A 24825-nucleotide genomic window follows, 5' to 3' on the forward strand; every position below is an offset into this window, starting at 1 on the left:
GACGGCCTCTTCGCGGGTAAACCCGCTCCCACAGGGACCACACAAGCCCTGAGGGTAGTGCAGAACCTGTGGGAGCGGGTTCACCCGCGAAGAAGGCAACGCGACATTTCAGGCCTTTACAAGGGTGGCAATGCCCAGTTGATCGGCGCCAGCCCACGCTGCTCGAGGAAACTGTTGGCCCGGCTGAAATGCCCGCACCCCAGGAACCCACGGTAAGCCGACAACGGTGATGGATGCACCGATTTCAGCACCAGGTGCTTGGTCCCGTCGATCAGCTTCTGCTTGCTTTGCGCATGCGAGCCCCACAGCAGGAACACCACGTTCGGGCACTGCTCGCTAACCACCTGGATGATCCGGTCGGTAAAGAACTCCCAGCCCTTCTTGGCATGCGACGCGGCATTGGCGCGCTCCACGGTCATGGTCGTGTTGAGCAACAGCACACCCTGCTCGGCCCAGCTCTGCAGGTAGCCATGACTGGCAATCGGGATGTTCAGGTCGCGCTGCAGCTCCTTGTAGATGTTGACCAGCGACGGTGGCGTGGCCACGCCCGGCTGCACCGAGAAGCACAGGCCATGCGCCTGGCCCGGCCCGTGGTAAGGGTCCTGGCCAAGGATGACCACCTTCACCTGGTCCAGCGGCGTCGAGTTGAGTGCGTTGAAGATCAACGGCCCTGGCGGGTAGATCTCTTTGCCGGCGGCGTACTCGCTGCGCAGGAACTCGCGCAACTGATGCATGTAGGGCTGGTCGAATTCCGCGCGCAAGGCGGCCTTCCAGCTGGGTTCGAGTTTGATGCGATCGTCGTCAGTCATGGGGCCTTCCATAAACAATGGCGCGACACTAGGTAAGCCCTTCCCGCTTGTCAAACGATCCGACCGACGACCGGCATGTTCGGCCAGGCAAGCCATACTTGGGCGATGACTTGCGCGAGGTAGTCCATGGCCATTCATTGCGAGGTACTCACCGGCGCCGATGGCGCCCGCATCGGCATCGCCACCCTGGATGCGCCCAAGGCGCTCAATGCGCTGAGCCTGCCGATGATCGAAGTATTGGGCGAACAGTTGCACGCCTGGGCCCGCGACCCAGGAATCGTCTGCGTGCTGCTGCGCGGCAACGGTGCCAAGGCCTTCTGTGCCGGCGGTGATGTGCGTGCGCTGGTACAAGCCTGCCGCGACCACCCTGGTAGCGTGCCCCCGCTGGCCGCCACCTTCTTCGCCGCCGAATATCGCCTGGACTTTGCCCTGCACACCTATCCCAAGCCGCTGCTGTGCTGGGGGCACGGGCATGTGCTGGGCGGCGGCATGGGCCTGCTGCAGGGCGCCAATGTGCGTATTGTCACCCCCAGCAGTCGGCTGGCCATGCCGGAAATCAGCATCGGCCTGTATCCGGATGTGGGCGCCAGCTGGTTCCTTGCCCGCCTGCCGGGCAAGCTGGGATTGTTCCTCGGCCTGACGGGTGCGCCGATCAATGCCCACGACGCCCTGGACCTGGGCCTGGCCGACCGATTTCTGGGCGAGTACCAGCAAGAGGCGCTGATCGAGGAACTGCTGCAACTGAACTGGCAGGAACAGACCGCCCTGCAACTGAACAGCCTGCTCAAGGCCGAACAGCACCGCGTCTGCGCCGAGTTGCCCGAGGCCCAGTGGCTACCAAGGCGACAGGTGATCGATCAGTTGCTCGACGTGGCCGACGCAGCTGCCGCCTGGCGTGCGCTGGAGGGGCTCAAGCACCACGGCGACCCGCTGCTGGCAGATGCCGGCCAACGGTTGCATGAAGGTTGCCCACTGACCGCACATCTGGTGTGGGAACAGATCCGCCGGGCACGGCACCTGTCGTTGGCGCAGGTATTCCAGATGGAATACAACATGAGCCTGAACTGCTGCCGCCACCCGGAATTCAGCGAAGGCGTGCGTGCGCGCCTGCTGGACAAGGACAACCAGCCGCACTGGCACTGGCCCGATGTGGCGCAAGTGCCGGCGGCGGTGGTGGAGGCGCATTTTGCCAAGGTGTGGGAGGGGCGGCATCCGCTGGCGGATCTCGGGTAGCTTCGAGAAGTTGGGGCTGCATTGCAGCCCATCGCGACACAAGGCCGCTCCCACAGGTACAGCGATGGTTTCCAATGCTGCGCCGTACCTGTGGGAGCGGCCTTGCGTCGCGAAAGGGGCGCAACGCGCCCCCGGTTTTCAATTCACCTACCGCTGCCAGTTCCCCCCTTGCCCGTGCCCACGCCGCCCGTCCCCGCGCCGGTCACCATCCCCCCGCCCGTTGGAGTGCCAACGGTCCTTCTGCTGATAGCGCTGGCTGCCATCGCGATAATCATGACGATCCCGGTCGCGCCCATAGTCATACCGCTGGCGGTTGCCATAGTCGTTGCGTGGGTTGCCATACCATTGCTTCATCCCCGGCTGCGGATGAGACCGGTAGTGAGGCGCGGGCGCCGAGCGGTAGTAGTAGCGTGGCGCAGGCTGATAGTAATAACGGGGCTGCGGCGCTACGTAATAGCGGTCATAACGGTAATAATCCGGTGACACATAACGGTCGGAGTAGTAGTGGTCCGATCGGTAATAGCCCCCGCTCTCGTAGTACGGAACGCAGGCGGAAGTCATCAGCCCCAGCAGGGCGATCAACAGGATTCGATAGGACATGGCGGCCTCCTGGACCGCTGGAGTGCCCGAACAGCGGCGCTGGCGAGCGTCGATGCGAAATGCGATCATCGACACTGAATAAGACAGTGCCGCCAAGGTGCAGTGCCATTTCTGCAACAATTTGATACAGGTGAATGGCGGCCATGCCCGACAACCAGCACTGCCCCGCTTGTGGCTCCCTCAACCAGTGCAGCTTGGCCGATCCGCGCCGAGCCACCCAGGCCTGCTGGTGTTACAGCGTGACCATCGACCCTGCCGTGCTCGAAGCCCTGCCCGCCGAGTTGCGCGACAAAGCCTGCCTGTGCCCGCGCTGCGCCGCCGTCGAAGAACAACTTCGCTCCCCCGCTTCCGACTGACCGTTTGCCATGCGCCTCGACCGTTTCCTCGCCAACCTGCCCAGCCACAACCGCCAGCAAGTCCGTCTGATGCTGGCGCAACGCCGTGTGCGGGTGGATGGCCAAGTGGTCAGCGACCCACTGGCCGAAGTGCGCGAATTCAGCCGCGTGGAGCTGGACGATCAGCTGCTGCAGGCTGGCCGCCCGGCACGCTACCTGATGTTGCACAAGCCCGCAGGCTGCGTCAGCGCCACCCAGGACCCGCAACACCGCACCGTGCTCGACCTGCTGCCAGCCGGTTTGCGTGAGGACCTGCACATTGCCGGGCGGCTGGACTTCAACACTACGGGCTTGATGATCCTGACCAACGATGGCCAATGGTCACGCCGGCTTACCCAGCCCGCGACCAAGCTGCCCAAGCACTACCTGGTGCAAACCGAGGACGAGATTGGCGAGCACTATGTGGCCAAGTTCCTCGAGGGCTTCTACTTCGCTTTCGAAGACCTCACCACCCTGCCCGCCCAGCTGGACATCCTCGGGCCGCGCCAGGCACGGCTGTCGATCATCGAAGGGCGCTATCACCAGGTGAAGCGCATGTTCGGCCATTTCGACAACAAGGTGGTGGGGTTGCATCGGGAGAGCATGGGGGCGATCCGGCTGGACCCGGGGTTGGCGCCTGGGGCGTTTCGTGAGCTGACGGCGGATGAAATAGCGACGGTCTAATCAGCCTGTACCGGCCTCTTCGCGGGCACGCCCGCTCCCACAGGTACACCACAGGCCTCCGGGCTGGTGTAATCCCTGTGGGAGCGGGCGAGCCCGCGAAGAGGCCGGACCAGACAGATCAGGGGTCGTCATACGACCGCTCAGCGACAAAAGTCACATTTTCCCCCGAACGGCACTTGCGGGATTCCCGACCCACTGCTTGAATCCAAATCGTCAGTCTGCATGTGACTACCAAGTCACGCCCGCAGCCGAAGACACTTTTTGCCGGCCACCCAAGGCCTCGATGCCTTGGGGCACGGCGAATTGCCCGCCAAAAACAATACCGTCGACGCACGTGCCAAGGATCGACACAGGGCCCCCCGGTTTCTCTTCAGGCAAATGCCTACCTGTCATAAAGAACGTGCACCCTAGGTGACGCGAATACCCTTTTTGCGCCAGGAGTCGATGACATGAGGCCAGAAATCGCTGTACTTGATATCCAAGGTCAGTATCGGGTTTACACGGAGTTCTATCGCGCGGATGCGGCCGAGAATACGATCATCCTGATCAATGGCTCGCTTGCCACCACGGCCTCGTTCGCCCAGACGGTACGTAACCTGCACCCGCAGTTCAACGTTGTACTGTTCGACCAGCCATACGCTGGCAAATCCAAGCCGCACAATCGCCAGGAACGCTTTATCAGCAAGGAGACCGAAGCGCATATTCTCCTCGAGCTGATCGAGCACTTCCAGGCAGACCACGTGATGTCGTTCTCGTGGGGTGGCGCAAGTACGCTGCTGGCGCTGGCGCACCAGCCGCGGGGCGTGAAGAAGGCAGTGGTGAGTTCGTTCTCACCGGTGATCAACGAACCGATGCGCGACTACCTGGACCGTGGTTGCCAGTACCTGGCCGCCTGCGACCGTTATCAGGTCGGCAATTTGATCAACGACACCATCGGCAAACACCTGCCGTCACTGTTCAAGCGCTTCAACTACCGCCATGTCAGCAGCCTGGACAGCCACGAATATGCGCAGATGCACTTCCATATCAACGAGGTGCTGCAACATGACCTGGAGCGGGCGCTGGATGGTGCACGCAATATCGACATCCCGGTACTTTTCATCAATGGTGACCGCGACGAGTACACCACGGTCGAAGATGCGCGGCAGTTCAGCAAGCACGTGGGCCGAAGCCACTTCAGCGTGATCCGCGATGCAGGCCACTTCCTGGATATGGAAAACAAGGCCGCTTGCGAGGACACTCGCAGTGTCATGCTGGGGTTCCTGAAGCCAACCGTGCGTGAACCTCGTCAACGTTACCAGCCTGTAAAACAGGGGCAGCATGCATTGGCCATCTGAGCAACTCGGCGTCCTGTGGCTCAAACCCGCAACCATGGGGCGCCGACAAGCTTTTTAATAACTTGGGCTTCTAATTCGTTGAGGGTTCTGGTAAAAAGTGCTGCGCAAACGCGGGTATAGTTTAGTGGTAAAACGAAAGCTTCCCAAGCTTTAGTTGAGGGTTCGATTCCCTCTACCCGCTCCACATCGCATTCCCGCATGGCGTTCCAGCAACGTCATCGCTGTCAAAAGGAGCCCAGGCTCCTTTTTTCGTTTCTCCCCCTCCCTTTGACCTGCCCCATGGCCATTTGCCTGCCGATCCGCTTCAATGCGTGGATGGATTCGTGAAGCATTTCGAAAGGACGACGCATGTTTCTCTCCCGCTGGCTACCGGGCCTTGCCAACCTGCTGCACTACCGCCGCGAGTGGTTCCACGCCGACCTGCAGGCCGGCCTCTCGGTGGCGGCGATCCAGATTCCCATTGCCATCGCCTACGCGCAGATCGTCGGCCTGCCGCCGCAGTACGGCCTGTATGCCTGTGTGCTGCCGATGATGGTCTATGCCCTTATCGGGAGCTCGCGCCAGCTGATGGTCGGCCCAGACGCCGCCACTTGCGCGATGATCGCCGGCGCCGTGGCGCCGTTGGCCATGGGCGAACCGCACCGGATTGCCGAGCTGTCGGTGATCGTCACCTTGCTGGTCGGGGTAATGCTGATCGCGGCCGGGGTGGCCCGGGCCGGGTTCATCGCCAGCTTCTTCTCGCGGCCGATCCTGATCGGTTATCTCAACGGTATCGGCCTGAGCCTGATCGCCGGGCAGTTGTCCAAGGTGGTGGGGTTCAAGATCGAGGGCGACGGTTTCATCCTCAGCCTGATCAACTTCTTCCAGCGCCTGGGCGAAATCCACTGGGTGACGCTGCTCATCGGCATCGCCGCACTGGGCCTGCTGATCTGGCTGCCACGACGCTACCCCCAGCTGCCTGCGGCGCTAACTGTAGTGGCGCTGTTCATGCTGCTGGTCGGCCTGCTCGGCCTTGACCGCTTTGGCGTCGCCATTCTCGGCCCGGTACCTGCCGGCATCCCGCAGCTGGCCTGGCCACACAGTAACCTGGCAGAAATGAAAAGCCTGCTGCGCGACGCCCTGGGTATCGCCACCGTCAGCTTCTGCAGCGCCATGCTCACCGCACGCAGCTTTGCCGCCCGGCACGGCTACGCGATCAACGCCAACCACGAATTCGTCGCCTTGGGCGTAAGCAACCTGGCTGCCGGGGTTTCCCAGGGCTTTGCCATCAGCGGTGCAGACTCGCGCACTGCGGTCAACGACATGGTCGGTGGCAAGAGCCAACTGGTGGGCATCATCGCAGCACTGGTCATCGCCCTGATCCTGTTGTTCTTCACCGCGCCGATGGCGTGGATCCCGCAGGCAGCGCTGGGTGCCGTGCTGCTGATGGCAGGCTGGGGGCTGATCGACATCAAGTCGCTGAAGCACATTCGCCGCCTGAGCCGCTTCGAGTTCTGGCTGTGCCTGCTGACCACGGTCGGTGTGCTGAGCCTGGGCGTGCTGCCCGGCATCGTGTTTGCCGTGACCCTGGCGATCCTGCGCCTGCTGTACAGCATCTATCAGCCCACCGACGCGGTGCTGGGCTGGCTGCCCGGCACCGAAGGCCAGGTGGACATCCGCAAACACAAGGATGCCCGCACCGTGCCAGGCCTGGTGGTGTACCGCTTCGACGACGCGATCCTGTTCTTCAACGCCGACTACTTCAAGATGCGCCTGCTCGAAGCGGTGCAGAGCCAGGAACGACCCAGGGCCGTGCTGTTCGATGCCGAGGCGGTGACCAGCATCGACGTCAGCGGCATCGCCGCCCTGCGCGAAGTGCGCGACACCCTGGCCGCCCAGGGCATCTTCTTCGCCATCGCCCGCGCCCGCGGCACCTTCCTGCGCATGCTGGTGCGCTCGGGGATGGCCCGGGAGATGGAAGACAAACTGCTGTTCGGCTCGGTGCGGGCGGGCATTCGCGCCTATCGGGTTTGGCGTAACAGGAGTCGCGTTGAGCAACGGGCTGAACAAGGTTGAAGCATTGCGTCGTTGCTACTGGCCATATCGCCAGCAAGCCGGCTCCCACAGGTACTGCACTGCTCTCAAGGCCTGTGGCGAACCGTGGGAGCTGGCTTGCCGGCGATAGGGCCAGTACAGGCTGCACAAAGCAGTTGCCTGGACACCAACCCTCGCACACCTTGCATGACATGCTAAAGTCGCCCCCGTTCCCGCTCCACCCAACGGACCCCAGCATGCCCGCACTAGACGCCACCCTCACCCCCTGGCCGGAACTCGCCGCCCGCCACCCTTGCGACGCCCTGATGCTGGGCAACGGCGCCAGCCGCGTGCTGTGGAAGCCGTTCGGCTACTTCTCGCTGTTCGAGGAAGCGCAACGTGCCGGGCGCAAGAAAGGCCTGGCCGTCAGCGACCAGGCACTGTTCAAGTCACTGGGTACGGAACTGTTCGAGCCGGTGCTCAGCGCCCTCAACACCACCGTGCGCACCAACGCCGCGCTGGCCATCAACTCCACCGCGCCGCTGAACCGCTACTACTCGATCAAGGAAGCGCTGATCCACGCCGTACGCACGGTGCACCTGCCGTGGCCACTCATGCCGGCCACGACCCTGGCAACCCTCAACCAGGCCCTGCGCGGCTACCGCAGCGTCTACACCAGCAACTACGACCTGCTGCTACCGTGGGCCGTGCAACACGCCCCGCAGGGTTTCGCCGAACTGTTCGACGAGCAAGGCTTCTTCGACGTGCGCCGCACCAACGGCGAAAGCACGCGGGTACTGCACCTGCATGGCGGCCTGCACCTGCTCAAGCTGCCCGACGGCACCACCCGCCAACGCAGTGCCGACAGCGCCGAACTGCTCGATGGTTTTGCCGTGAACATCCCGGGCGAAGTGCCGCTGTTCGTCAACGAAGACCGCAGCGACGAGAAGCTGCGCGCCATCCGCAACTCTGACTACCTGGGCTGGTGCCTGGGGCAACTGGCGCGGGAAAGCCAGGGGCTATGCCTGTTCGGGCTGCACCTGGGCAGCAGTGACCAGCATCTGCTCGAAGCCATCCGACAGGCCCGGCCGAAGCATCTGTCGATTGCCATACGGCCATTGAGCGAGGCATCGGTGATCAACCAGAAGCAGCATTTTGTCGACAGGTTCGGGGATATGCCGGGGACAGTGCTGCACTTCTTTGATGCCAGTACGCATCCGTTGGGACAGGCAGAACTGGCTATCGAGGCGCCAGCTCGCACCTGATCGCTCAACGCAGTCAGCTGCAGGAGCTGCCTGGTGTCGCAACGTCAGAGCAACCCATCCGCACGCAACAACGTCTCCAGGCAATGCTCCTGCACCCCGTAAAAGGCCTTGAGCTGCCCGATCTTCTCCAGCAACGCGCCGTTGTCCCCTGCCTGACGCCGCTTCACCGCAAGAATCATCTTGTTCTTGTTGGTGTGCTCCAGCGAAATGAACTCGAACACCTTGGTCTCATACCCGCAGGCTTCGAGGTACAGCGCGCGCAGGCTGTCGGTCAGCATTTCGGCCTGCTGGCCCATGTGCAGGCCGTACTGCAGCATCGGTTGCAACAACCCCGGGCTGTGCAGTTGCGGGCGGATCTGCTTGTGGCAGCACGGCGAGCACATGATGATCGCGGCGTTGCAGCGGATGCCGGTGTGGATGGCGTAGTCGGTGGCGATGTCGCAGGCATGCAGGGCGATCATCACTTCGATGGCCTCGGGCACCACGCTACGCACGTCACCACACTGGAACTCCAGGCCCGGGTGCTCCAGGCGCAAGGCGGCGGCGTTGCACAGGTCGACCATGTCCTGGCGCAGCTCGACGCCGGTTACCTGCGCTTCGCGGCCCAGGCTATTGCGCAGGTAGTCGTGCATGGCAAAGGTCAGGTAGCCCTTGCCTGAGCCGAAGTCGGCCACCCGCAGCGCCTGCTCCGCCGGCACCGGTGCACTGGCCAGGGCGTGGTCGAAGACTTCGATGAACTTGTTGATCTGCTTCCACTTGCGCGACATCGACGGTATCAGCGCGCCTTGTGCGTCAGTAACCCCGAGATCACGCAGGAACGGCCGTGAAAGCTCCAGATAGCGCTTCTTCTCGCGGTCATGGCCGCTGCTGCTGGCAGCTTCGCGTGGCGCCTGTGCGCCGTGGCGCTGGAGCATGGGCTTGCCCTTCTTGCTGAAGGTCAACTGCACTTCACCGTCGGCATCGAACAGGTGCGCGTTGCGGAAACTGTCCGGTAGCAGCTCGGCGACCAGCGCCTGGGCCTGCTCCAGCGCCAGGTTGCGGGTGATGTCGCGGGTCTGGTGGCGATAGACCAGCGACAGGCACGGCTGGCCCTTGACCTGCAGCGGCTTGGCAATGATCCGTTGCAGGGTCTGGTCGGCACCGACATGGCGCGCCAATACCAGTTTGACCAGGGTATTGCCATGCAGGGCGGCGTTCAGCAGGTCGAGAAACTGGGTGCGCGCATCCGGCGCGGATGGGGCAGAAGAACTGGCGGACATGGAAAAACGGTGCCTCGGGTAGCGGGGAGCGCATGGCGCAATGCACGCATTCTACAGGGTGGCTAACTTCCTGTGGGAGATCGCCCAGTCCTTTGGGCTGCGCTGTCGCGTAGGGAGCTGAATTCGCAAGCGGTACGCGTACCCTGTGGGAGCGGCTTTAGCCGCGAAGAATCCAACGCGGTGCATGGCCCCGGCTGCGCCGGTGTTCGCGGCTAAAGCCGCTCCTACAGGGGGGCGCGTCAAGCCATCGGGGTCGGCTCAATCGAGAATCACCAACCGGTTGGGCAACTCGTTACGCGCATGGGTAGGCGGCACATGTTCGCTGAGCAGTTCGCCGCACGCTTCTATGCACTCCACAAACCCCTGCAAGGTGCGGCCCTGGCGTACCTGTTCGGCAAGGCGGGCGACGATGGCCGCGCGGGCGGTGGCATCCAGATGGCGCTCGATACCGCGGTCGACCAGGATCTCCACATGCCGCTCCGCCTCGCTGACGAAGATCAGTACACCCGTGGCACCGGCAGTGTGCTGCAGGTTCTGTTCGCGAAACTGCTGGCGGGCCAGGCGCGAGGCGCGCCAGCGGCGCAGGGCCCGGGGGATCAGCCAGCCGGCCAGGCGCGGGCTGCGCAGCAGCAGGCACAAGCCTACGAACAGCAGCACATTGGCCACCAGCAAGCCACGCACTCCGGGCCAACCCAGCAGCCAGTGCAACAGGGCCGGCACGGCCAGCGCCAGCACGGCGGCCCAGAACAACGGCCAGTAGGCGTAGTCATCGGCCCGGCGGGCCAGCACCGTCACCAGTTCGGCATCGGTGCGCCGTTCGGCACGGGCAATGGCTTCGGCGATCTGGCGCTGATGGTATTCGTCGAGGGGGGTCATGCCGTCGGTCTCTTGAGCGTTCTTATAGTTGTTGTCCCGGCATTCGGGGCTTCATCCGCAGGCGACATATTCAGGCATAATCCGCCGCTGGAAGAAATGCCTGCAAATCGTACAACAATAGCCGCCTGAAAACTTCGGCCGCGCGCGTATCACCGTGGATACGGCACAGGCCTCACAACGGAATTGATGATGAAACTGTCTTTGCTGGGCCTGGCCATGGGCCTTGCCAGTCAGGCGGCACTCGCCGCCCCCTCCGCCCCGCCCCTGCAGGACAAGCAGGCGTTCATCGACCATCTGATCAGCCAGATGACCGAAGCCGAGAAGATCGGCCAACTGCGCCTGATCAGTATCGGGCCGGAAATGCCCAAGGATAAGATCCGCGAGGAAATTGCCGCCGGGCGCATCGGCGGTACCTTCAACTCACGCACGGCCCCCGAGAACCGCCCCATGCAGGACGCGGCGATGCGTAGCCGGCTGAAGATTCCGATGTTCTTCGCCTACGACACCGTCCACGGCGAACGCACCATTTTCCCGATCGGCCTGGGCATGGCCGCGACCTGGGACATGGACGCCGTCGCCAAGGTCGGCCGCACCGCCGCCATCGAAGCCGCGGCCGACGCCCTGGACATGACCTTCGCACCGATGGTCGACATCGCCCGCGACCCGCGCTGGGGCCGCACCAGTGAAGGCTTCGGCGAGGATACCTACCTGACCTCGAAGATCGGCCAGGTGATGGTCCGCTCGTTCCAGGGCAGCAGCCCGGCCAACCCCGACAGCATCATGGCCATCGTCAAGCACTTCGCCCTGTATGGCGCGGTGGAAGGCGGGCGCGACTACAACACGGTCGATATGAGCCTGCCGAAAATGTACAACGACTACCTGCCACCCTACCGCGCCGCGCTCGACGCTGGTGCCGGCGGGGTGATGGTGGCGCTGAACTCGATCAACGGCGTGCCGGCCACCTCCAATACCTGGCTGATGAACGACCTGCTGCGCAAGGAGTGGGGCTTCAAGGGCGTGACCATCAGCGACCATGGCGCCATCCAGGAGCTGATCCGCCATGGCGTCGCCCGCGACGGGCGCGAAGCCGCCAAGCTGGCGATCAAGGCCGGCATCGACATGAGCATGAACGACACCCTGTACGGCGAAGAGCTGCCAGGCCTGCTGAAGTCTGGCGAAGTGACCCAGGCCGAACTGGACCAGGCAGTGCGCGAAGTACTGGGCGCCAAGTACGACATGGGCCTGTTCAAGGACCCGTACGTGCGCATCGGCAAGGCCGAAACTGACCTGAAGGACTACTACGGCAACGACCGCCTGCACCGCGACGCCGCGCGTGACGTGGCGCGCCGCAGCCTGGTACTGCTGGAAAACCACAACCAGACCCTGCCGCTGAAAAAGGCCGGCACCATCGCCCTGGTCGGCCCGCTGGCCGATGCCCCGATCGACATGATGGGCAGCTGGGCTGCCGACGGCAAACCGGTGCACTCGGTGACCGTGCGCGAAGGCCTGCGCCGCGCCGTGGAGGGCAAGGCCAAGCTGGTCTACGCCAAAGGTTCCAACGTCACCGGCGACAAGGCGATGTTCGATTACCTGAACTTCCTCAACTTCGATGCTCCGGAAATCGTCGACGACCCGCGCCCGCCCGCGGTGCTGATCGACGAGGCGGTGAAGGCGGCAAAGCAGTCCGATGTGGTGGTGGCAGTGGTCGGCGAATCCCGCGGCATGTCCCACGAGTCGTCGAGCCGTACCACCCTGGAAATCCCGGCCAGCCAGCGGGAGCTGATCAAGGCCCTGAAAGCCACCGGCAAGCCACTGGTGCTGGTGCTGATGAACGGCCGCCCACTGTCGATTGCCTGGGAACGCGAGCAGGCCGACGCCATCCTGGAAACCTGGTTCGCCGGTACCGAAGGCGGCAACGCGATCGCCGACGTACTGTTCGGCGATTACAACCCGTCCGGCAAGCTGGCCATCACCTTCCCGCGTTCGGTCGGGCAGATCCCGATGTACTACAACCACACCCGTATCGGCCGGCCCTTCACACCGGGCAAGCCGGGCAACTACACCTCGCAGTACTTCGAAGAGCCCAATGGCCCGCTGTACCCGTTCGGCTATGGCCTGAGCTACAGCAGCTTCGAGCTGTCGGGGCTGAAGCTGTCGAACAAGGACCTCAGGCGTGGCGACACGCTGGAGGCCAAGGTGACGGTGAAGAACACCGGCAAGGTGGCAGGCGAGACCGTGGTGCAGCTGTACCTGCAGGATGTATCGGCATCGATGAGCCGCCCGGTGAAGGAACTGAAGAACTTCCAGAAGCTGATGCTCAAGCCTGGCGAATCGCGCACGTTGAGCTTCCGCATCAGCGAAGAAGACCTGAAGTTCTACAATGGCCAACTGCAGCGGGTTGCCGAGCCAGGGGAATTCAATGTCCAGGTCGGCCTGGATTCCCAGGCGGTGCAACAGCAGAGCTTTGAACTGCTGTAACTGACAGGTTATGCCTGTACCGGCCCCTTCGCGGGCTTGCCCGCTCCCACAGGTAATGCACAGGTCCATCGGGCTGTGAATCTTCTGTGGGAGCGGGCAAGCCCGCGAATAGGCCAGCCCTGATACCCCATTTATTCGGATCCGCCCCATGCCCTTTTCCGTTCGCGCCCTGCGTCTGGGGCTGATCTCCCTGCTGATCGTGCTGGGCACCGCCCTCAGCGCCGGCTGGGCCATGCACCAGGCCAAGCGCCAGGCCATGGAAGCCGACGCCCAGCGTGCCAGCCAGCAGTTGGGCCTGTATGCCAATGCCCTGCACACGCTGATCGACCGCTACCGCGCCCTGCCCGCCGTGCTGGCGCTGGACCCGGAACTGATCGCCGCCCTGCGCGGCCCGGTCAGCGAACCGATGCAGGACGCCCTGAACCGCAAGCTCGAACGCATCAACGGCGCTGCCAACTCCTCCACCCTCGAACTGCTCGACCGCACCGGCCTGGCCATCGCCGCCAGCAACTGGCGGCTGCCCAGCAGCTATGTGGGCTCCAACTACGGTTTCCGCCCCTACTTCAAGCAAACCCGCAGCCAAGGCAGTGGCCGCTTCTACGCAGTCGGTGTGACCAGTGGCGTGCCGGGCTACTTCCTCGCCAGCGCGGTGAACGACGAGCATGGCCGCTTCCTCGGCGCCATGGTGGTTAAGCTGGAGTTCCCCGAACTGGAGCGCGAGTGGCGCCAGGGCAGCGACATCCTGTTGGTCAGCGATGCCCGTGGCATCACCTTCATCGCCAACCAGGACGGCTGGCGCTACCGCGAGCTGCAGCCGCTCAATGGTGCCGACCGTGCCGAACTGGCCGAAACCCGTCAGTACGACAAGCAACCGCTGGTGCCGCTACAGCACCAGGTGCTGACCCGCTTTGCCGCCAACAGCACCCTCAGCCGCGTGCAAGGCCCGGAGGGTAGCGCCGAGTACCTGTGGGAAAGCCTGCCGCTGGAAAGTGAAAACTGGACCTTGCATCTGCTGCGCAAGCCGCAGGTGGCCGCCGACGGTCGCAATGCCGCCCTCGGCGCCGCCGCCGTGTGGCTGAGCCTGGTGTTCGCTGCGCTGTTCGTCAGCCAGCGCCTGCGCCTTGCCCGCCTGCGCCAGCGTAGCCGGGAGGAGCTCAAGCGCCAGGTCGAGGAACGCACCCGTGAGCTGCGCACCGCCCAGGAGGGGCTGGTGCAATCGGCCAAGCTGGCGGCGCTTGGGCAGATGTCGGCGGCCATGGCCCATGAAATCAACCAGCCGCTGACCACCCAGCGCATGCAGCTGGAAACCCTGCGTCTGCTGCTCGACCATGGCCGATATGACGAAGCACGCCAGGCACTGGAGCCGCTGGAGCAGATGCTCACGCGCATGGCCGCGCTCACCAGTCACCTGAAAACCTTCGCCCGCAACAGCCCGGTCGGCCTGCGCGAACGCCTCGACCTGGCCACCGTGGTCGACCAGGCACTGCACCTGCTGGAGGCGCGTATTCGCAGCGAAGAAGTGGAGGTAGCCCTGTACCTGGCGCGCCCGGCCTGGGTGCGCGGCGATGCCATTCGCCTGGAGCAGGTGCTGATCAACCTGCTGCGCAATGCCCTCGACGCCATGGCCGACAAGCGCTACAAACGCCTGGAGATCCGCATCGAGCCCGACGGCGAGCTATGGCGCCTGAGCGTGCTGGATTCGGGTGGCGGCATTGCCGAGGCCAACCTGGCCAAGGTCTTCGACCCATTCTTCACCACAAAGCCGGTGGGTGAAGGCCTTGGGCTGGGGCTAGCCATTTCCTACGGCATCGTCCACGAGGCCGGCGGCAAGCTGCAGGCCGAAAACCTGCCTGGCGGCGCGCGCCTGAGCCTTACCCTGCCCCGTGAACTGGAGCCTGCATGTTGAATTCAGTGATCGTCGTCGATGATGAAGCCAGTATCCGCACGGCGGTCGAGCAATGGCTGAGCCTGTCGGGCTTCAGCGTGCAACTGTTCGCCCGCGCCGAAGAATGCCTGGCACACCTGCCACGGCACTTTCCCGGGGTGATCATCAGCGATGTACGCATGCCGGGCATGGATGGCCTGCAGTTGCTCGAACGCCTGCAGGCGGACGACCCCGACTTGCCGGTGATCCTGCTGACCGGCCACGGCGATGTGCCCATGGCAGTGGAAGCCATGCGCAGCGGGGCCTACGACTTCCTGGAAAAACCCTTTACCCCGCAGCACCTGCTGGGCAGCCTGCGCAGGGCCCTGGAAAAGCGCCAGCTGGTCTTGGAAAACCGCCGGCTGCACGAGCAGGCCGATCTCAAGTCACGCCTGGAAGGCACACTGCTGGGTATGTCCCAGGGCCTGCAACAGCTGCGTCGGCAAGTGCTGGACCTGGCCAGCCTGCCGGTCAATGTGCTGATCCGCGGCGAAACCGGCAGTGGCAAAGAGCGCGTGGCCCGCTGCCTGCACGATTTTGGCCCGCGCGCCGACAAGCCGTTCGTCGCCCTCAATTGTGCAGCCATCCCCGAGTCGCTGTTCGAGGCCGAGCTGTTCGGCCATGAAAGCGGCGCCTTTACCGGCGCCCAGGGCAAGCGCATCGGCAAGCTTGAGTACGCCAACGGTGGCACGGTGTTCCTCGACGAAATCGAAAGCATGCCACTGGCCCAACAGGCCAAGCTGCTGCGGGTGATCCAGGAACAGAAGCTGGAACGCCTGGGGGCCAACCAGAGCATCAGCGTCGACCTGCGCATCATTGCCGCGACCAAGCCCGACCTGCTCGAAGAAGCCCGCGCTGGGCGCTTTCGCGAAGACCTTGCCTATCGCCTGAACGTGGCCGAGTTGCGCCTGGCGCCGTTGCGTGAACGGCGTGAGGACATTCCACTGCTGTTCGAGCACTTTGCCCGTGCCGCCGGCGAAAAGCTTGGTCGCGCAGCCCCGCCACTGTCGGGCGCGCAACTGGCGCAGCTGCTGTCGCATGACTGGCCGGGCAACGTGCGTGAGCTGGCCAACGCGGCGGAGCGGCATGCATTGGGGCTGGGCTCGCCGAACATCGAGGTGACGCCTGCCGGGCAGTCGTTGAGCGAACAGATGGAAGCGTTCGAGGCGCAATGCCTGCGCGCGGCGCTGCGCCAGCACGGGGGCGAAATCAAGGCGGTGATGGAGGCCTTGCAGCTGCCGCGGCGCACGCTGAACGAAAAGATGCAGCGGCATGGGTTGGTGCGCGAGGACTTCATCGGGCGGGAATGAGCGGAAATCCGCTTATCTCGCTCAATCAGCAAGCAAAAAACCGCTCATTAATCTGATTTTCCGGGGCTGCTTTGCAGCCTTTCGCGGGCACGCCCGCTCCCACAAGGAAATGCGCCACGTCAGGAATAACGCGGCTTCTGTGGGAGCGGGCGTGCCCGCGAAGGGGCGCACAGCGCCCCCATTTGAAACCCAATGCACCCATTTGGCACACCTTCTGCAATCACCTGTGCAAGCTGCGCCACGGCGCGCTCCACAAAAACAACGAGAAGGTATCCCTGATGGATAATGCCACCTCCCTGCCAGCCGGGGCGTCCACCGCGCCTGCCACAGAAAAAACCACCGCCAGCCGCCTGAAGTCGATCTTCAGCGGGTCCATCGGCAACATGGTCGAATGGTACGACTGGTACGTCTACGCCGCATTCTCGCTGTACTTCGCCAAGGCCTTCTTCCCGGCCGGCGATTCCACCGCACAATTGCTCAATACCGCCGCGATCTTCGCCGTGGGCTTCCTCATGCGCCCGATCGGTGGCTGGTTGATGGGCCTGTACGCCGACCGCAAAGGCCGCAAGGCCGCATTGATGGCCTCGGTACTGCTGATGTGCGCAGGCTCGCTGGTCATCGCCCTGACCCCGGGTTACGAAACCATCGGAGTCGCCGCACCCATCCTGCTGGTCATTGCACGCCTGATGCAGGGCCTGTCGGTGGGTGGTGAATACGGCACCTCGGCCACCTACCTCAGCGAGATGGCCAGCAAGGACCGCCGTGGCTTCTTCTCCAGCTTCCAGTACGTGACCCTGATCTCCGGCCAGCTCATCGCCCTGGCGGTACTGATCGTCCTGCAACAGACCCTGACCACCGAGCAGCTGTATGCCTGGGGCTGGCGCGTACCGTTCGTGATCGGTGCGCTGTGCGCCGTGGTGGCGCTGTACCTGCGTCGCGGCATGGAAGAAACCGCCTCCTTCACCAAGAAGGAAAAGGCCAAGGAAAGCCTGATGCGCACCCTGCTGCGCCACCCCAAGGAGCTGATGACCGTGGTCGGGCTGACCATGGGCGGCACCCTGGCCTTCTACACCTACACCACCTACATGCAGAAGTACCTGGTCAACACCGTTGGCATGAGCATCAGCGACTCGACCACCATCTCGGCCGCCACGCTGTTCCTGTTCATGTGCCTGCAGCCGGTGATCGGCGGCCTGTCCGACAAGATCGGTCGACGCCCGATCCTGATCGCCTTCGGCGTGCTCGGCACCCTGTTCACCGTACCGATCCTCAGCACCCTGCACACCATCCAGACCTGGTGGGGCGCGTTCTTCCTGATCATGGCGGCGCTGATCATCGTCAGCGGCTACACCTCGATCAACGCCGTGGTCAAAGCCGAGCTGTTCCCTACCGAAATCCGCGCTCTGGGCGTGGGCCTGCCGTACGCGCTGACCGTGTCGATCTTCGGCGGCACCGCCGAGTACGTGGCCCTGTGGTTCAAGAGCGCCGGCATGGAGAGTGGCTTCTACTGGTACGTGACCGCCTGCATCGCCTGCTCGCTGCTGGTTTACGCAACCATGAAGGACACCAAGCAGCACTCGCGGATTACCACTGAGTGATGCTGGCCTGGCAGTACTGAAAAGGGGCGCTCCAGTGCATGGGGCGCCCCCTTTTTTGTGATACGCGGCAGCCTGTGAGCCGATTAACGGCCTTATTCGGCTCACAGGATGAGCCGAATAGCGCTATTATTCGGCTCACAGAATGAGCCGAATAGCCGGCTTATTTGGCTCATGGGACGGATCATGAATAGCCCCTTATGGATCTGGCAGCAACCTGCCTGGCCACGCTTCACCTGGCAAAACGAAGCCATCGCCCCAATGCTACGCAATTGCATCGACATGCAAGGACGCCTGCTGGGCAAGATCGGCAGCGTCGATGCGCTCAGCGAGTGCCAGAACATCCTCGATACGCTGCTGCAAAACATCGTCACCTCTTCGGCAATCGAAGGTGAGCAGTTGAACGTGGGTTCTGTCCGCTCTTCCCTCGCTCGCCGGCTGGGCATCGAGGAGCAAGGACCTACCAATGCCCGGAGTGAAGGGCTGGCGGAGCTGATGCTGGATGCAACGCAAGGGTATGACCGACCTCTGACCCTGCAGCGCTTGTACACCTGGCACCAGTGGCTTTTCCCGCTGGCACAAGGCGCCTTGAGCAAAGCGATACTGGTCGGCCAGTTGCGTGATGAAAGGCCCATGCAGGTGATCTCCGGCCGGCTCGACAAGCCTACCGTGCATTTCGAAGCACCACCGCGCGATGGCCTGGAAGCCCGGCTCAACGAGTTTCTCGACTGGTTTGCCAACAGTCGCGATTCCACCAGCCTGGACCCACTGCTACGTGCCGGCATCGCCCACTTCTGGTTCGTCACCCTGCATCCGTTCGACGATGGCAATGGCCGTCTGACTCGGGCAATCACCGACCTGGCGCTGGCACAAGGTGAGCGACAGGCCATTCGCTTCTATGCCATGTCTGCAAGCATCCTCGAAGACAGGGCCGGCTATTACCAAGTGCTGGAGAACAGCCAGAAAGGAGACCTGGATATCACCCGCTGGCTATCCTGGTTTCTTGCTACCCTGCTGCGCAGCCTGGAGAAGGCCCTGGCCAATATCGACCGGATACTGGCCAAGGCCAGGTTCTGGCAAGCACATCGCTCAGATGGTTTGCTGCCCGAACAGGTAAAGGTGCTCAACAGGTTGCTCGATGGCGGCCCCCGAGGATTCGAGGAAGGTATCAACGCAGCGCAATACCAGGCGGTGGCGAAGGTATCAAAGGCCACTGCGACCCGCCACCTGACCGATCTGCTCGACAAAGCCTGTCTGGTTCGCCTGCCTGGCGGGGGCCGCAGTACCCGCTACCGCATCAACACTCAGGACATCTCCAACGCCTGACGCGGCTCACGGCGCTGGTACCAGGTGGCCATCAGCACCAGTACCAACAACACCCCTCCCAGCACCGCCGAAGAGCCGACCGTGCCGAAGTCCAAACCGCCCTTCTCGTGGGGCTTGGTGAGGAAGTCGCCCAAGGTGGCGCCGAACGGGCGGGTAAGCACGAACGCGACCCAGAACAACACCACGCCAGGGATGCGTGTCCAGTAGCGGGCCACCACTACCATGGCGATGGCACTGCCGATCAACAGTGCGCCACCGGCAAAACCGAGCCCCGAGTCATCGGCCAGGTAATCGCCCAGCGCCGTGCCGAGGGTGTTGGAAAACAGGATCGCCACCCAGTAGAACAATTCGCCCGTGCGGTTCTTGATGCGGGTGACATCCAGCGGGTTGCCGCTCAGGCGCCATACCAGGAAGGTCAGCAGCAGGATGCCGATGAGGATGGCCGAACCCGCGGCGTAGCCCAGGCCCAGGGTGCGGTCCATGAAGTCGGACATGGTGGTGCCTGCGGTGCTGGTGGAGAGGATCACCAGCCAGTACAGCATCGGGTGGTAGCGGCGCGAGTACAGCTGGCCGAGCAAGGTCAGCAGGAACACGCTGATAAGCAGCAACGAACTGAGGGCATAGCCGATGTTCAGGGTCATCGACAGCAAATCCCCCGCCGTTTCGCCAAGGGTGGTAGCGCAGATCTTCATGACCCAGAAGGCCAAGGTGATTTGCGGAAGTTTGTTCATTGTTGTGCCGCTCCGGTTTGAGGTGCGGCGATGGTGCTGAACAGCATTTGAAAAATCGGTTGGTGATGTATGAAAAATGCGTTCAGCAGCCTTCAATGACAAATTTTTCATCCTTAACGCCCCATTAATTCCACCGCCTCAAGCTGAAATGGCTGGCAGAACGTCGGCGCATGGGCGGGCACATCCTGAGCCAGAACCGCTGCCCGAGCCACAAGATGCACGCCAACACATATCGAACTATTCGATTTTTAAGCACTACTATTTGCGCTTTTTAATCAAATTAATAAGCGTAGGATTAAACCCATAGAAACAAAACAACCTCAAAAACCCCTGGAGCAACGACCATGAAAAACAAACTGATCCTCACCCTGGCCCTCTCGGTTTTCGCTGCTGGCGCTTTCGCCGAAGATGGCTTCAACCGCACCAACGCCCACACCTTCGCAGCGACCCAGAGCCAATCCGCTGCCTACGCTGAAGATGGTTTCGACCGTACTGGCGGCCAGCGCTTCGCTGAAGATGGCTTCGACCGCACCGGTGGCCAGCGCTTCGCCGAAGACGGCTTCGACCGCACTGGTGGTCAACGCTTCGCCGAAGACGGCTTCGACCGCACTGGTGGTCAACGCTTCGCCGAAGACGGCTTCGACCGCACTGGTGGCCAGCGTTTCGCCGAAGACGGCTTCAACCGCACCAACGCCCACCGCATCAGCTGATCCCTGATGCGAGCACCCAGCCCGGCTTCGGCCGGGCTTGATCATTTTCAGGCGGGCACAGGCTTGGCACACTAGGCGCCTTGTCCACCAGGAGGTAGGGCCAGCAAGCCCAGCACAGATGTATTACTACGAACCCGCAAAAGGCCACGGCCTGCCCCACGACCCGTTCAACGCCATCGTCGGCCCCCGCCCTATCGGCTGGATCTCCTCACACGACCGCGAAGGCCGCCTGAACCTGGCGCCCTACAGCTTCTTCAACGCCTTCAACTACATCCCGCCAATCATCGGTTTCTGCAGCGTCGGGCGCAAAGACAGCCTGAACAACATCGAGCAGACCGGCGAGTTCGTCTGGAACCTCGCCACTCGCACGTTGGCCGAGCAGATGAACCAGAGCTGCGCACCGGTTGCCGCCGAGGTAAGCGAATTCGAATTGAGCGGCCTAACCGCCACGCCATCGAGCATCGTCAATGTGCCGCGTGTCGGCGAAACCCCAGTGGCCTTCGAGTGCAAGGTCAGCCAGATCGTCCAGCTCAAGCGGGCCGACCAGGAACTGGTGCCCAGCTGGTTGATCCTGGGTGAAGTGGTGGCGGTGCACATTGCCGAGCACCTGTTGAAGAACGGTATCTACGATACCGCTGCCGCCGAGCCGATCCTGCGTGGTGGTGGCCCGGCAGACTATTTCGAGCTGGGCAACCTGTTCAAGATGGCCCGCCCACCGGCCTGATCACCAGATCAGCTCACCCTCTTCGCTGACGCCCTGCAGGCGTTGCAGCTCGGCCGTGGCCGCTTCATCGGCGGCCACGGCGCCCTGGAACACCTGGCCGTCGAGAATCTTGTGAAAGCGCGGCGCACCGCCCATGCCCAGGGCCTTGACCGCGATGGCCGCGTTGTAGCCGCCACCTTCCACCGGGACCATCGCCGAAACCGCTTCGAAATGCGGGAATTCCCTACGTGCCATATTGCTATCCGCTTCGTTGATCGGGGGCCGGCATTTTACCCTATTTGCCTGTACAGGCCCTATCGCCGGTACAGGCAACACCTCAATCAAAGGTATGCAGGTCCAGGCTGCTGACCACCTGTTCCTGCACCAACTCACCAAACACCTCCAGTGTCGGCGAAGCAAAATAGCCACTCATCGCCTGCTGGTCTTGCCAGCTGCCACTGAGCAACCATAAATCGGCATCAGCCTGCGAACGCTGCACCGAAAAACTCAGGCAGCCCGGTGCCCGCAACGAGGGCTCGAGCAGGTCACGCAGGCGCGCGCCCAGCTCCGCCGAGCGCCCGCTGCTGGCACGGATGAAAGCAAGGTGGGTGACCGGTTGTGTCGGGGTCATTGCACAATCTCCTTGAAGCAGGCGGACGAAAAAGCCAGGCTGCCAAGGTTAGGGCCTCGCCCGCGCGACGCGTTAGGCCATTACTGCTCGCCAATTGCCTGATCCTGCAGCGCGGCAGGATCAGGCAATCGGCGTGCAGCTTTTGACTAGCGCCCGCCATTGCCCAAACCTATGCTGCGTCGGTCAGCAGAGGAAAGCCATCATGACCATCGCCACGTCCATCGACCCAAGCCTGGAACTGCAACGCCAGGAGCTGGCCGAGCTGATCCGCCGCCACGCCGGGGAGCCTCACGGCCCGGCATCGGCCATCGATGACCTGTACCTGGTCCGGTACACCGAAAACGTGCGCTCGGTACCGACGCTGGCGCAACCTGCGCTGTGCATCCTCGCCCAGGGCAGCAAAAGCCTGTTCCTGGGTGACGAGCAGTACGCCTATGACCCGCTGCACTACATGGTGGTCTCGGTAACCTTGCCGCTTAGCGGCGTAAAGCTCGACGCCAGCCCCGAGCACCCGAGCCTTGGCCTGCGCATGGACCTTGACCCGGCCGAAATCAGCCAGCTGATCGCCGAAAGCGGGCCGATGCTGGTGCCCAACCGGCCTTCCGGTCGTGGCTTGTATGTGGAGAGAACCGACGCCGCGTTGCTCGACGCCTTGCTGCGGCTGATACGCCTGCTGGACACCCCTCGCGACATCGCGATGCTGGCGCCGCTGTTCCGCCGGGAGATTCTGTACCGCCTGCTGCGCGGGCCGCAGGGCTATCGGTTGTACGAAATCGCCTTGGCCAACAGCCAGACCCACCGAGTTTGTCAGGCCATCACCTGGCTCAACCAGAACTACCAGCGGCCTTTGCGCATCGAGGATCTGGCGCGGGAAGTCAACCTCAGCACCTCGACCTTGCACCACCGGTTCAAGGCCGTGACGTCGATGAGCCCGTTGCAGTACCAGAAGCAACTGCGCCTGCAGGAGGCGCGGCGATTGATGCTCAATGACGGCCTCGAGGCAGCGGTGGCGGCCTACCGGGTGGGGTATGAAAGCCCGTCACAGTTCAGCCGTGAATACAGCCGGCTGTATGGCGCGCCGCCGATTCGTGATGTGGCCAGGTTGCGGGCGACTGCTGGCTGAGTTTGGCTTTGCCTGTGCCGGCCCTTTCGCGGGTAAACCCGCTCCCACAGGTTTTGCACAGATATTGATAACTGTGCAGTACCTGTGGGAGCGGGTTCACCCGCGAAAGGGCCGGTACAGACAATAGCTTCACCTCAACCCAACACAGCCCCCTGCCACTGATTCTGGTCAACCTGGATCAAGGTCGGCCCCTTGCGCTCCACTGCCTGCCCCAACGCCACCTGCAGCTGCGCCACATCTGCCACCTGCTCCGCCGCCGCGCCCAGGGCCCGCGCCACACCGATGAAGTCCGGCGTATGGATATCCACCCCGACCGGCTCGATGGCCCGGTTGACCATGTACTTCTTGATTTCCTCGTACCCCTGGTTATTCCATAGCAGCACGATCAGCGGCACCTGCGCTTCCACCGCGCTGGCCAGCTCCGGCAAGGTGAACTGCAGACCGCCATCACCAATCAGGCACACCGCAGGGGCACGCTCACCGACCTGCTCCGCGCTGCCCAGCCAGGCGCCCATGGCAGCCGGCAATGCGTAACCCAAGGTGCCGTAGCCGGTCGAGGCGTTGAACCAACGGCGTGGCTGGTCCATGTCCAGGGTCAGGTTGCCGGTGTACACCGGCTGGGTCGAATCGCCCACCAGAATGGCATTGGGCAGGCGCTCGATAATTGCATTCAGCAAACGCGTCTGGCTCAGGGTCGGCTGGTCCCAACCCGCCGCCAGTGCCTGGCGCAGCTTGGCCACACGGGCCGCGCCCCACGTGCTTTCACGCACGGGTTGCGGCAGCGCCTGCAAGGCACCGAGCAGCGCCTCGGCGGCCAGTTCGGCATCGGCCACCAGCGACAGCGTCGGCAGGTAATTGCGCACGGTCTGGTCCGGGTCGATGTCAATGCGCAACAGGCTGCCCGGGATCTCGAAGCCACCTTTGAAGGTGACGTCATAGTCGGTTTCGGCCAGTTCGGTACCGATCGCCAGCACCACATCGGCCTCGGCCACCAGCGCCCGCGTGGCAGGCAGTGACTGGGTCGAGCCAATCTGCAGCGGGTGGCTGGCCGGCAGCAGCCCCTTGGCATTGATAGTCAGCGCCACCGGCGCCTGCAGGTGTTCGGCCAGGCGCGCCAGCGCAGCGCCCGCGGCCAATGCGCCGCCCCCGGCCAGGATCAATGGCCGCCGTGCATTGGCCAGGCGCTCAGCCATCTGCGCCACGGCCTGCGGCGCTGCCCCTGCCCGGCTACTGCGCACCACGCGCCCCGGCAGCAGGTGATCGGCCGGTTCGACCAGCACGTCGAGCGGGATCTCGATATGCACCGGGCGCGGTCGGGCGCCTTCGAACACGGCGAATGCCCGAGCCAGCACCTGCGGCAGGTCATCGGCACTCATCAGGGTGTGGGAAAACGCCGCCACACCCGACACCAGCGCGGCCTGGTTGGGCAACTCATGCAGCTTGCCACGGCCACCGCCCAGCTGGTCGCGGGATTGCACGCTGGAAATTACCAGCATCGGGATCGAGTCGGCATAGGCCTGGCCCATGGCGGTGGTGATGTTGGTCATGCCCGGGCCGGTGATGATGAAGCACACCCCCGGTTTGCCGCGGGTCCGCGCATAGCCGTCGGCCATGAACCCGGCACCCTGCTCGTGGCGCGGGGTGACATGGCGGATAGACGAGCTCGCCAGGCCGCGGTAGAGCTCCACGGTATGTACGCCAGGGATGCCGAAGACATGGTCAACGCCATAGCCTTCAAGGAGTTTTACCAGTACTTCGCCGCAGGTCGCCATTGGGTTTCACCGTGAATCTTGGTTGGGTTATGCCCCTATTGGACCCAGCGACGGCTATCGCCACAATGCAAA

Annotated in this window: 22 protein-coding genes and 1 tRNA gene; 15 read left to right on the forward strand and 8 right to left on the reverse strand. The window is 63.4% G+C overall.

Going from position 1 to position 24825, the window contains the following annotated elements:
- Positions 1 to 116: 116 nt before the first annotated feature.
- Entirely contained in the window at positions 117 to 809 is a 693-nt protein-coding gene (gene ung, locus M1D87_RS21160; RefSeq protein ID WP_044047153.1) for a uracil-DNA glycosylase, read from the reverse strand.
- 126 nt (positions 810 to 935) lie between these two features.
- Between ung and M1D87_RS21165 the strand changes: the two genes are divergently transcribed.
- Complete coding sequence (locus M1D87_RS21165; RefSeq protein ID WP_013974012.1) at positions 936 to 2042, forward strand: enoyl-CoA hydratase/isomerase family protein; 1107 nt, start codon at positions 936 to 938, stop codon at positions 2040 to 2042.
- A gap of 147 nt (positions 2043 to 2189) precedes the next feature.
- On the opposite strand, the gene M1D87_RS21170 is transcribed toward M1D87_RS21165, so the two are convergent.
- The gene (locus M1D87_RS21170) at positions 2190 to 2642 is read right to left on the reverse strand and encodes a hypothetical protein (RefSeq protein WP_039613740.1); all 453 of its coding nucleotides are present in this window, start codon (positions 2640 to 2642) and stop codon (positions 2190 to 2192) included.
- 143 nt (positions 2643 to 2785) lie between these two features.
- Between M1D87_RS21170 and M1D87_RS21175 the strand changes: the two genes are divergently transcribed.
- The 6 genes from M1D87_RS21175 (at position 2786) to M1D87_RS21200 (ending at position 8315) form a co-directional block, all read left to right on the forward strand.
- Positions 2786 to 2998, forward strand: coding sequence for a cysteine-rich CWC family protein (locus M1D87_RS21175; RefSeq protein ID WP_123084933.1), 213 nt, complete (start codon positions 2786 to 2788; stop codon positions 2996 to 2998).
- A gap of 9 nt (positions 2999 to 3007) precedes the next feature.
- A complete protein-coding gene (locus M1D87_RS21180; RefSeq protein WP_061550377.1) occupies positions 3008 to 3700 on the forward strand; it encodes a pseudouridine synthase in 693 nt (230 codons plus the stop codon).
- 449 nt (positions 3701 to 4149) lie between these two features.
- Complete coding sequence (gene phaG, locus M1D87_RS21185; RefSeq protein WP_123084912.1) at positions 4150 to 5037, forward strand: (R)-3-hydroxydecanoyl-ACP:CoA transacylase; 888 nt, start codon at positions 4150 to 4152, stop codon at positions 5035 to 5037.
- A gap of 110 nt (positions 5038 to 5147) precedes the next feature.
- Positions 5148 to 5221 (forward strand) — tRNA-Gly (locus tag M1D87_RS21190).
- A 164-nt stretch (positions 5222 to 5385) separates the two neighbouring features.
- Positions 5386 to 7092, forward strand: coding sequence for a SulP family inorganic anion transporter (locus M1D87_RS21195; RefSeq protein ID WP_123084913.1), 1707 nt, complete (start codon positions 5386 to 5388; stop codon positions 7090 to 7092).
- Between the two features lie 215 nt (positions 7093 to 7307).
- Positions 7308 to 8315, forward strand: coding sequence for a DUF4917 family protein (locus M1D87_RS21200; protein WP_123084914.1), 1008 nt, complete (start codon positions 7308 to 7310; stop codon positions 8313 to 8315).
- 44 nt (positions 8316 to 8359) lie between these two features.
- Here M1D87_RS21200 and M1D87_RS21205 read toward each other — a convergent pair whose 3' ends face one another.
- A complete protein-coding gene (locus M1D87_RS21205) occupies positions 8360 to 9574 on the reverse strand; it encodes a class I SAM-dependent methyltransferase (RefSeq protein WP_013974019.1) in 1215 nt (404 codons plus the stop codon).
- 258 nt (positions 9575 to 9832) lie between these two features.
- Complete coding sequence (locus M1D87_RS21210) at positions 9833 to 10450, reverse strand: TPM domain-containing protein (protein ID WP_085721048.1); 618 nt, start codon at positions 10448 to 10450, stop codon at positions 9833 to 9835.
- Between the two features lie 186 nt (positions 10451 to 10636).
- Between M1D87_RS21210 and bglX the strand changes: the two genes are divergently transcribed.
- The 5 genes from bglX (at position 10637) to M1D87_RS21235 (ending at position 19083) form a co-directional block, all read left to right on the forward strand.
- Complete coding sequence (bglX, locus tag M1D87_RS21215) at positions 10637 to 12928, forward strand: beta-glucosidase BglX (RefSeq protein ID WP_085721047.1); 2292 nt, start codon at positions 10637 to 10639, stop codon at positions 12926 to 12928.
- A 148-nt stretch (positions 12929 to 13076) separates the two neighbouring features.
- Positions 13077 to 14834, forward strand: a complete 1758-nt coding sequence (locus M1D87_RS21220) for a sensor histidine kinase (RefSeq protein WP_123084915.1) — start codon at positions 13077 to 13079, stop codon at positions 14832 to 14834.
- Positions 14828 to 16162, forward strand: a complete 1335-nt coding sequence (locus tag M1D87_RS21225; protein ID WP_039613761.1) for a sigma-54-dependent transcriptional regulator — start codon at positions 14828 to 14830, stop codon at positions 16160 to 16162. The genes M1D87_RS21220 and M1D87_RS21225 overlap by 7 nt, the downstream gene beginning before the upstream one ends.
- 278 nt (positions 16163 to 16440) lie before the next feature.
- Positions 16441 to 17760 (forward strand): MFS transporter, encoded by a 1320-nt coding sequence (locus tag M1D87_RS21230; RefSeq protein ID WP_003258436.1) that lies wholly within the window; start codon positions 16441 to 16443, stop codon positions 17758 to 17760.
- Positions 17761 to 17943: 183 nt separating this feature from the next.
- Positions 17944 to 19083 (forward strand): Fic family protein, encoded by a 1140-nt coding sequence (locus tag M1D87_RS21235; protein ID WP_123084934.1) that lies wholly within the window; start codon positions 17944 to 17946, stop codon positions 19081 to 19083.
- On the opposite strand, the gene M1D87_RS21240 is transcribed toward M1D87_RS21235, so the two are convergent.
- Positions 19062 to 19814: a COG4705 family protein gene (locus M1D87_RS21240; RefSeq protein ID WP_054571987.1), complete on the reverse strand. Its 753-nt coding sequence runs from the start codon at positions 19812 to 19814 to the stop codon at positions 19062 to 19064. The two genes, M1D87_RS21235 and M1D87_RS21240, sit on opposite strands and share 22 nt — an antisense overlap.
- A gap of 344 nt (positions 19815 to 20158) precedes the next feature.
- Between M1D87_RS21240 and M1D87_RS21245 the strand changes: the two genes are divergently transcribed.
- Together M1D87_RS21245 and M1D87_RS21250 are read left to right on the forward strand one after the other, a co-directional pair.
- Positions 20159 to 20524, forward strand: coding sequence for a hypothetical protein (locus M1D87_RS21245; protein ID WP_015271636.1), 366 nt, complete (start codon positions 20159 to 20161; stop codon positions 20522 to 20524).
- A gap of 118 nt (positions 20525 to 20642) precedes the next feature.
- Complete coding sequence (locus M1D87_RS21250) at positions 20643 to 21248, forward strand: flavin reductase family protein (RefSeq protein ID WP_085721045.1); 606 nt, start codon at positions 20643 to 20645, stop codon at positions 21246 to 21248.
- Here M1D87_RS21250 and M1D87_RS21255 read toward each other — a convergent pair whose 3' ends face one another.
- The gene (locus M1D87_RS21255) at positions 21249 to 21482 is read right to left on the reverse strand and encodes a hypothetical protein (RefSeq protein WP_039613762.1); all 234 of its coding nucleotides are present in this window, start codon (positions 21480 to 21482) and stop codon (positions 21249 to 21251) included.
- Between the two features lie 82 nt (positions 21483 to 21564).
- Complete coding sequence (locus M1D87_RS21260) at positions 21565 to 21858, reverse strand: putative quinol monooxygenase (RefSeq protein WP_003258431.1); 294 nt, start codon at positions 21856 to 21858, stop codon at positions 21565 to 21567.
- Positions 21859 to 22060: 202 nt separating this feature from the next.
- Here M1D87_RS21260 and M1D87_RS21265 point away from each other — a divergent pair, with 202 nt between their 5' ends.
- Positions 22061 to 22981, forward strand: a complete 921-nt coding sequence (locus tag M1D87_RS21265) for an AraC family transcriptional regulator (RefSeq protein ID WP_003258430.1) — start codon at positions 22061 to 22063, stop codon at positions 22979 to 22981.
- Between the two features lie 134 nt (positions 22982 to 23115).
- On the opposite strand, the gene M1D87_RS21270 is transcribed toward M1D87_RS21265, so the two are convergent.
- The gene (locus tag M1D87_RS21270; RefSeq protein WP_123084917.1) at positions 23116 to 24753 is read right to left on the reverse strand and encodes a 5-guanidino-2-oxopentanoate decarboxylase; all 1638 of its coding nucleotides are present in this window, start codon (positions 24751 to 24753) and stop codon (positions 23116 to 23118) included.
- Positions 24754 to 24825 lie beyond the last annotated feature (72 nt).

The organism is Pseudomonas sp. SA233 (genome assembly GCF_054792385.1).

What these genes read in the sequence shown, in the direction of transcription:
- M1D87_RS21230 (WP_003258436.1), top strand. Translation starts at nt 16,441, where the DNA reads ATGGATAATGCCACCTCCCTGCCAGCCGGGGCGTCCACCGCGCCTGCC.
- M1D87_RS21250 (WP_085721045.1), top strand. Translation starts at nt 20,643, where the DNA reads ATGTATTACTACGAACCCGCAAAAGGCCACGGCCTGCCCCACGACCCG.
- M1D87_RS21170 (WP_039613740.1), bottom strand. Translation starts at nt 2,642, where the DNA reads ATGTCCTATCGAATCCTGTTGATCGCCCTGCTGGGGCTGATGACTTCC.
- M1D87_RS21205 (WP_013974019.1), bottom strand. Translation starts at nt 9,574, where the DNA reads ATGTCCGCCAGTTCTTCTGCCCCATCCGCGCCGGATGCGCGCACCCAG.
- M1D87_RS21210 (WP_085721048.1), bottom strand. Translation starts at nt 10,450, where the DNA reads ATGACCCCCCTCGACGAATACCATCAGCGCCAGATCGCCGAAGCCATT.
- M1D87_RS21255 (WP_039613762.1), bottom strand. Translation starts at nt 21,482, where the DNA reads ATGGCACGTAGGGAATTCCCGCATTTCGAAGCGGTTTCGGCGATGGTC.
- M1D87_RS21195 (WP_123084913.1), top strand. Translation starts at nt 5,386, where the DNA reads ATGTTTCTCTCCCGCTGGCTACCGGGCCTTGCCAACCTGCTGCACTAC.
- M1D87_RS21245 (WP_015271636.1), top strand. Translation starts at nt 20,159, where the DNA reads ATGAAAAACAAACTGATCCTCACCCTGGCCCTCTCGGTTTTCGCTGCT.
- phaG (WP_123084912.1), top strand. Translation starts at nt 4,150, where the DNA reads ATGAGGCCAGAAATCGCTGTACTTGATATCCAAGGTCAGTATCGGGTT.
- M1D87_RS21265 (WP_003258430.1), top strand. Translation starts at nt 22,061, where the DNA reads ATGACCATCGCCACGTCCATCGACCCAAGCCTGGAACTGCAACGCCAG.
- M1D87_RS21225 (WP_039613761.1), top strand. Translation starts at nt 14,828, where the DNA reads ATGTTGAATTCAGTGATCGTCGTCGATGATGAAGCCAGTATCCGCACG.
- M1D87_RS21175 (WP_123084933.1), top strand. Translation starts at nt 2,786, where the DNA reads ATGCCCGACAACCAGCACTGCCCCGCTTGTGGCTCCCTCAACCAGTGC.
- ung (WP_044047153.1), bottom strand. Translation starts at nt 809, where the DNA reads ATGACTGACGACGATCGCATCAAACTCGAACCCAGCTGGAAGGCCGCC.
- M1D87_RS21235 (WP_123084934.1), top strand. Translation starts at nt 17,944, where the DNA reads ATGAATAGCCCCTTATGGATCTGGCAGCAACCTGCCTGGCCACGCTTC.
- M1D87_RS21180 (WP_061550377.1), top strand. Translation starts at nt 3,008, where the DNA reads ATGCGCCTCGACCGTTTCCTCGCCAACCTGCCCAGCCACAACCGCCAG.
- M1D87_RS21220 (WP_123084915.1), top strand. Translation starts at nt 13,077, where the DNA reads ATGCCCTTTTCCGTTCGCGCCCTGCGTCTGGGGCTGATCTCCCTGCTG.
- M1D87_RS21270 (WP_123084917.1), bottom strand. Translation starts at nt 24,753, where the DNA reads ATGGCGACCTGCGGCGAAGTACTGGTAAAACTCCTTGAAGGCTATGGC.
- M1D87_RS21260 (WP_003258431.1), bottom strand. Translation starts at nt 21,858, where the DNA reads ATGACCCCGACACAACCGGTCACCCACCTTGCTTTCATCCGTGCCAGC.
- M1D87_RS21240 (WP_054571987.1), bottom strand. Translation starts at nt 19,814, where the DNA reads ATGAACAAACTTCCGCAAATCACCTTGGCCTTCTGGGTCATGAAGATC.
- M1D87_RS21200 (WP_123084914.1), top strand. Translation starts at nt 7,308, where the DNA reads ATGCCCGCACTAGACGCCACCCTCACCCCCTGGCCGGAACTCGCCGCC.
- bglX (WP_085721047.1), top strand. Translation starts at nt 10,637, where the DNA reads ATGATGAAACTGTCTTTGCTGGGCCTGGCCATGGGCCTTGCCAGTCAG.
- M1D87_RS21165 (WP_013974012.1), top strand. Translation starts at nt 936, where the DNA reads ATGGCCATTCATTGCGAGGTACTCACCGGCGCCGATGGCGCCCGCATC.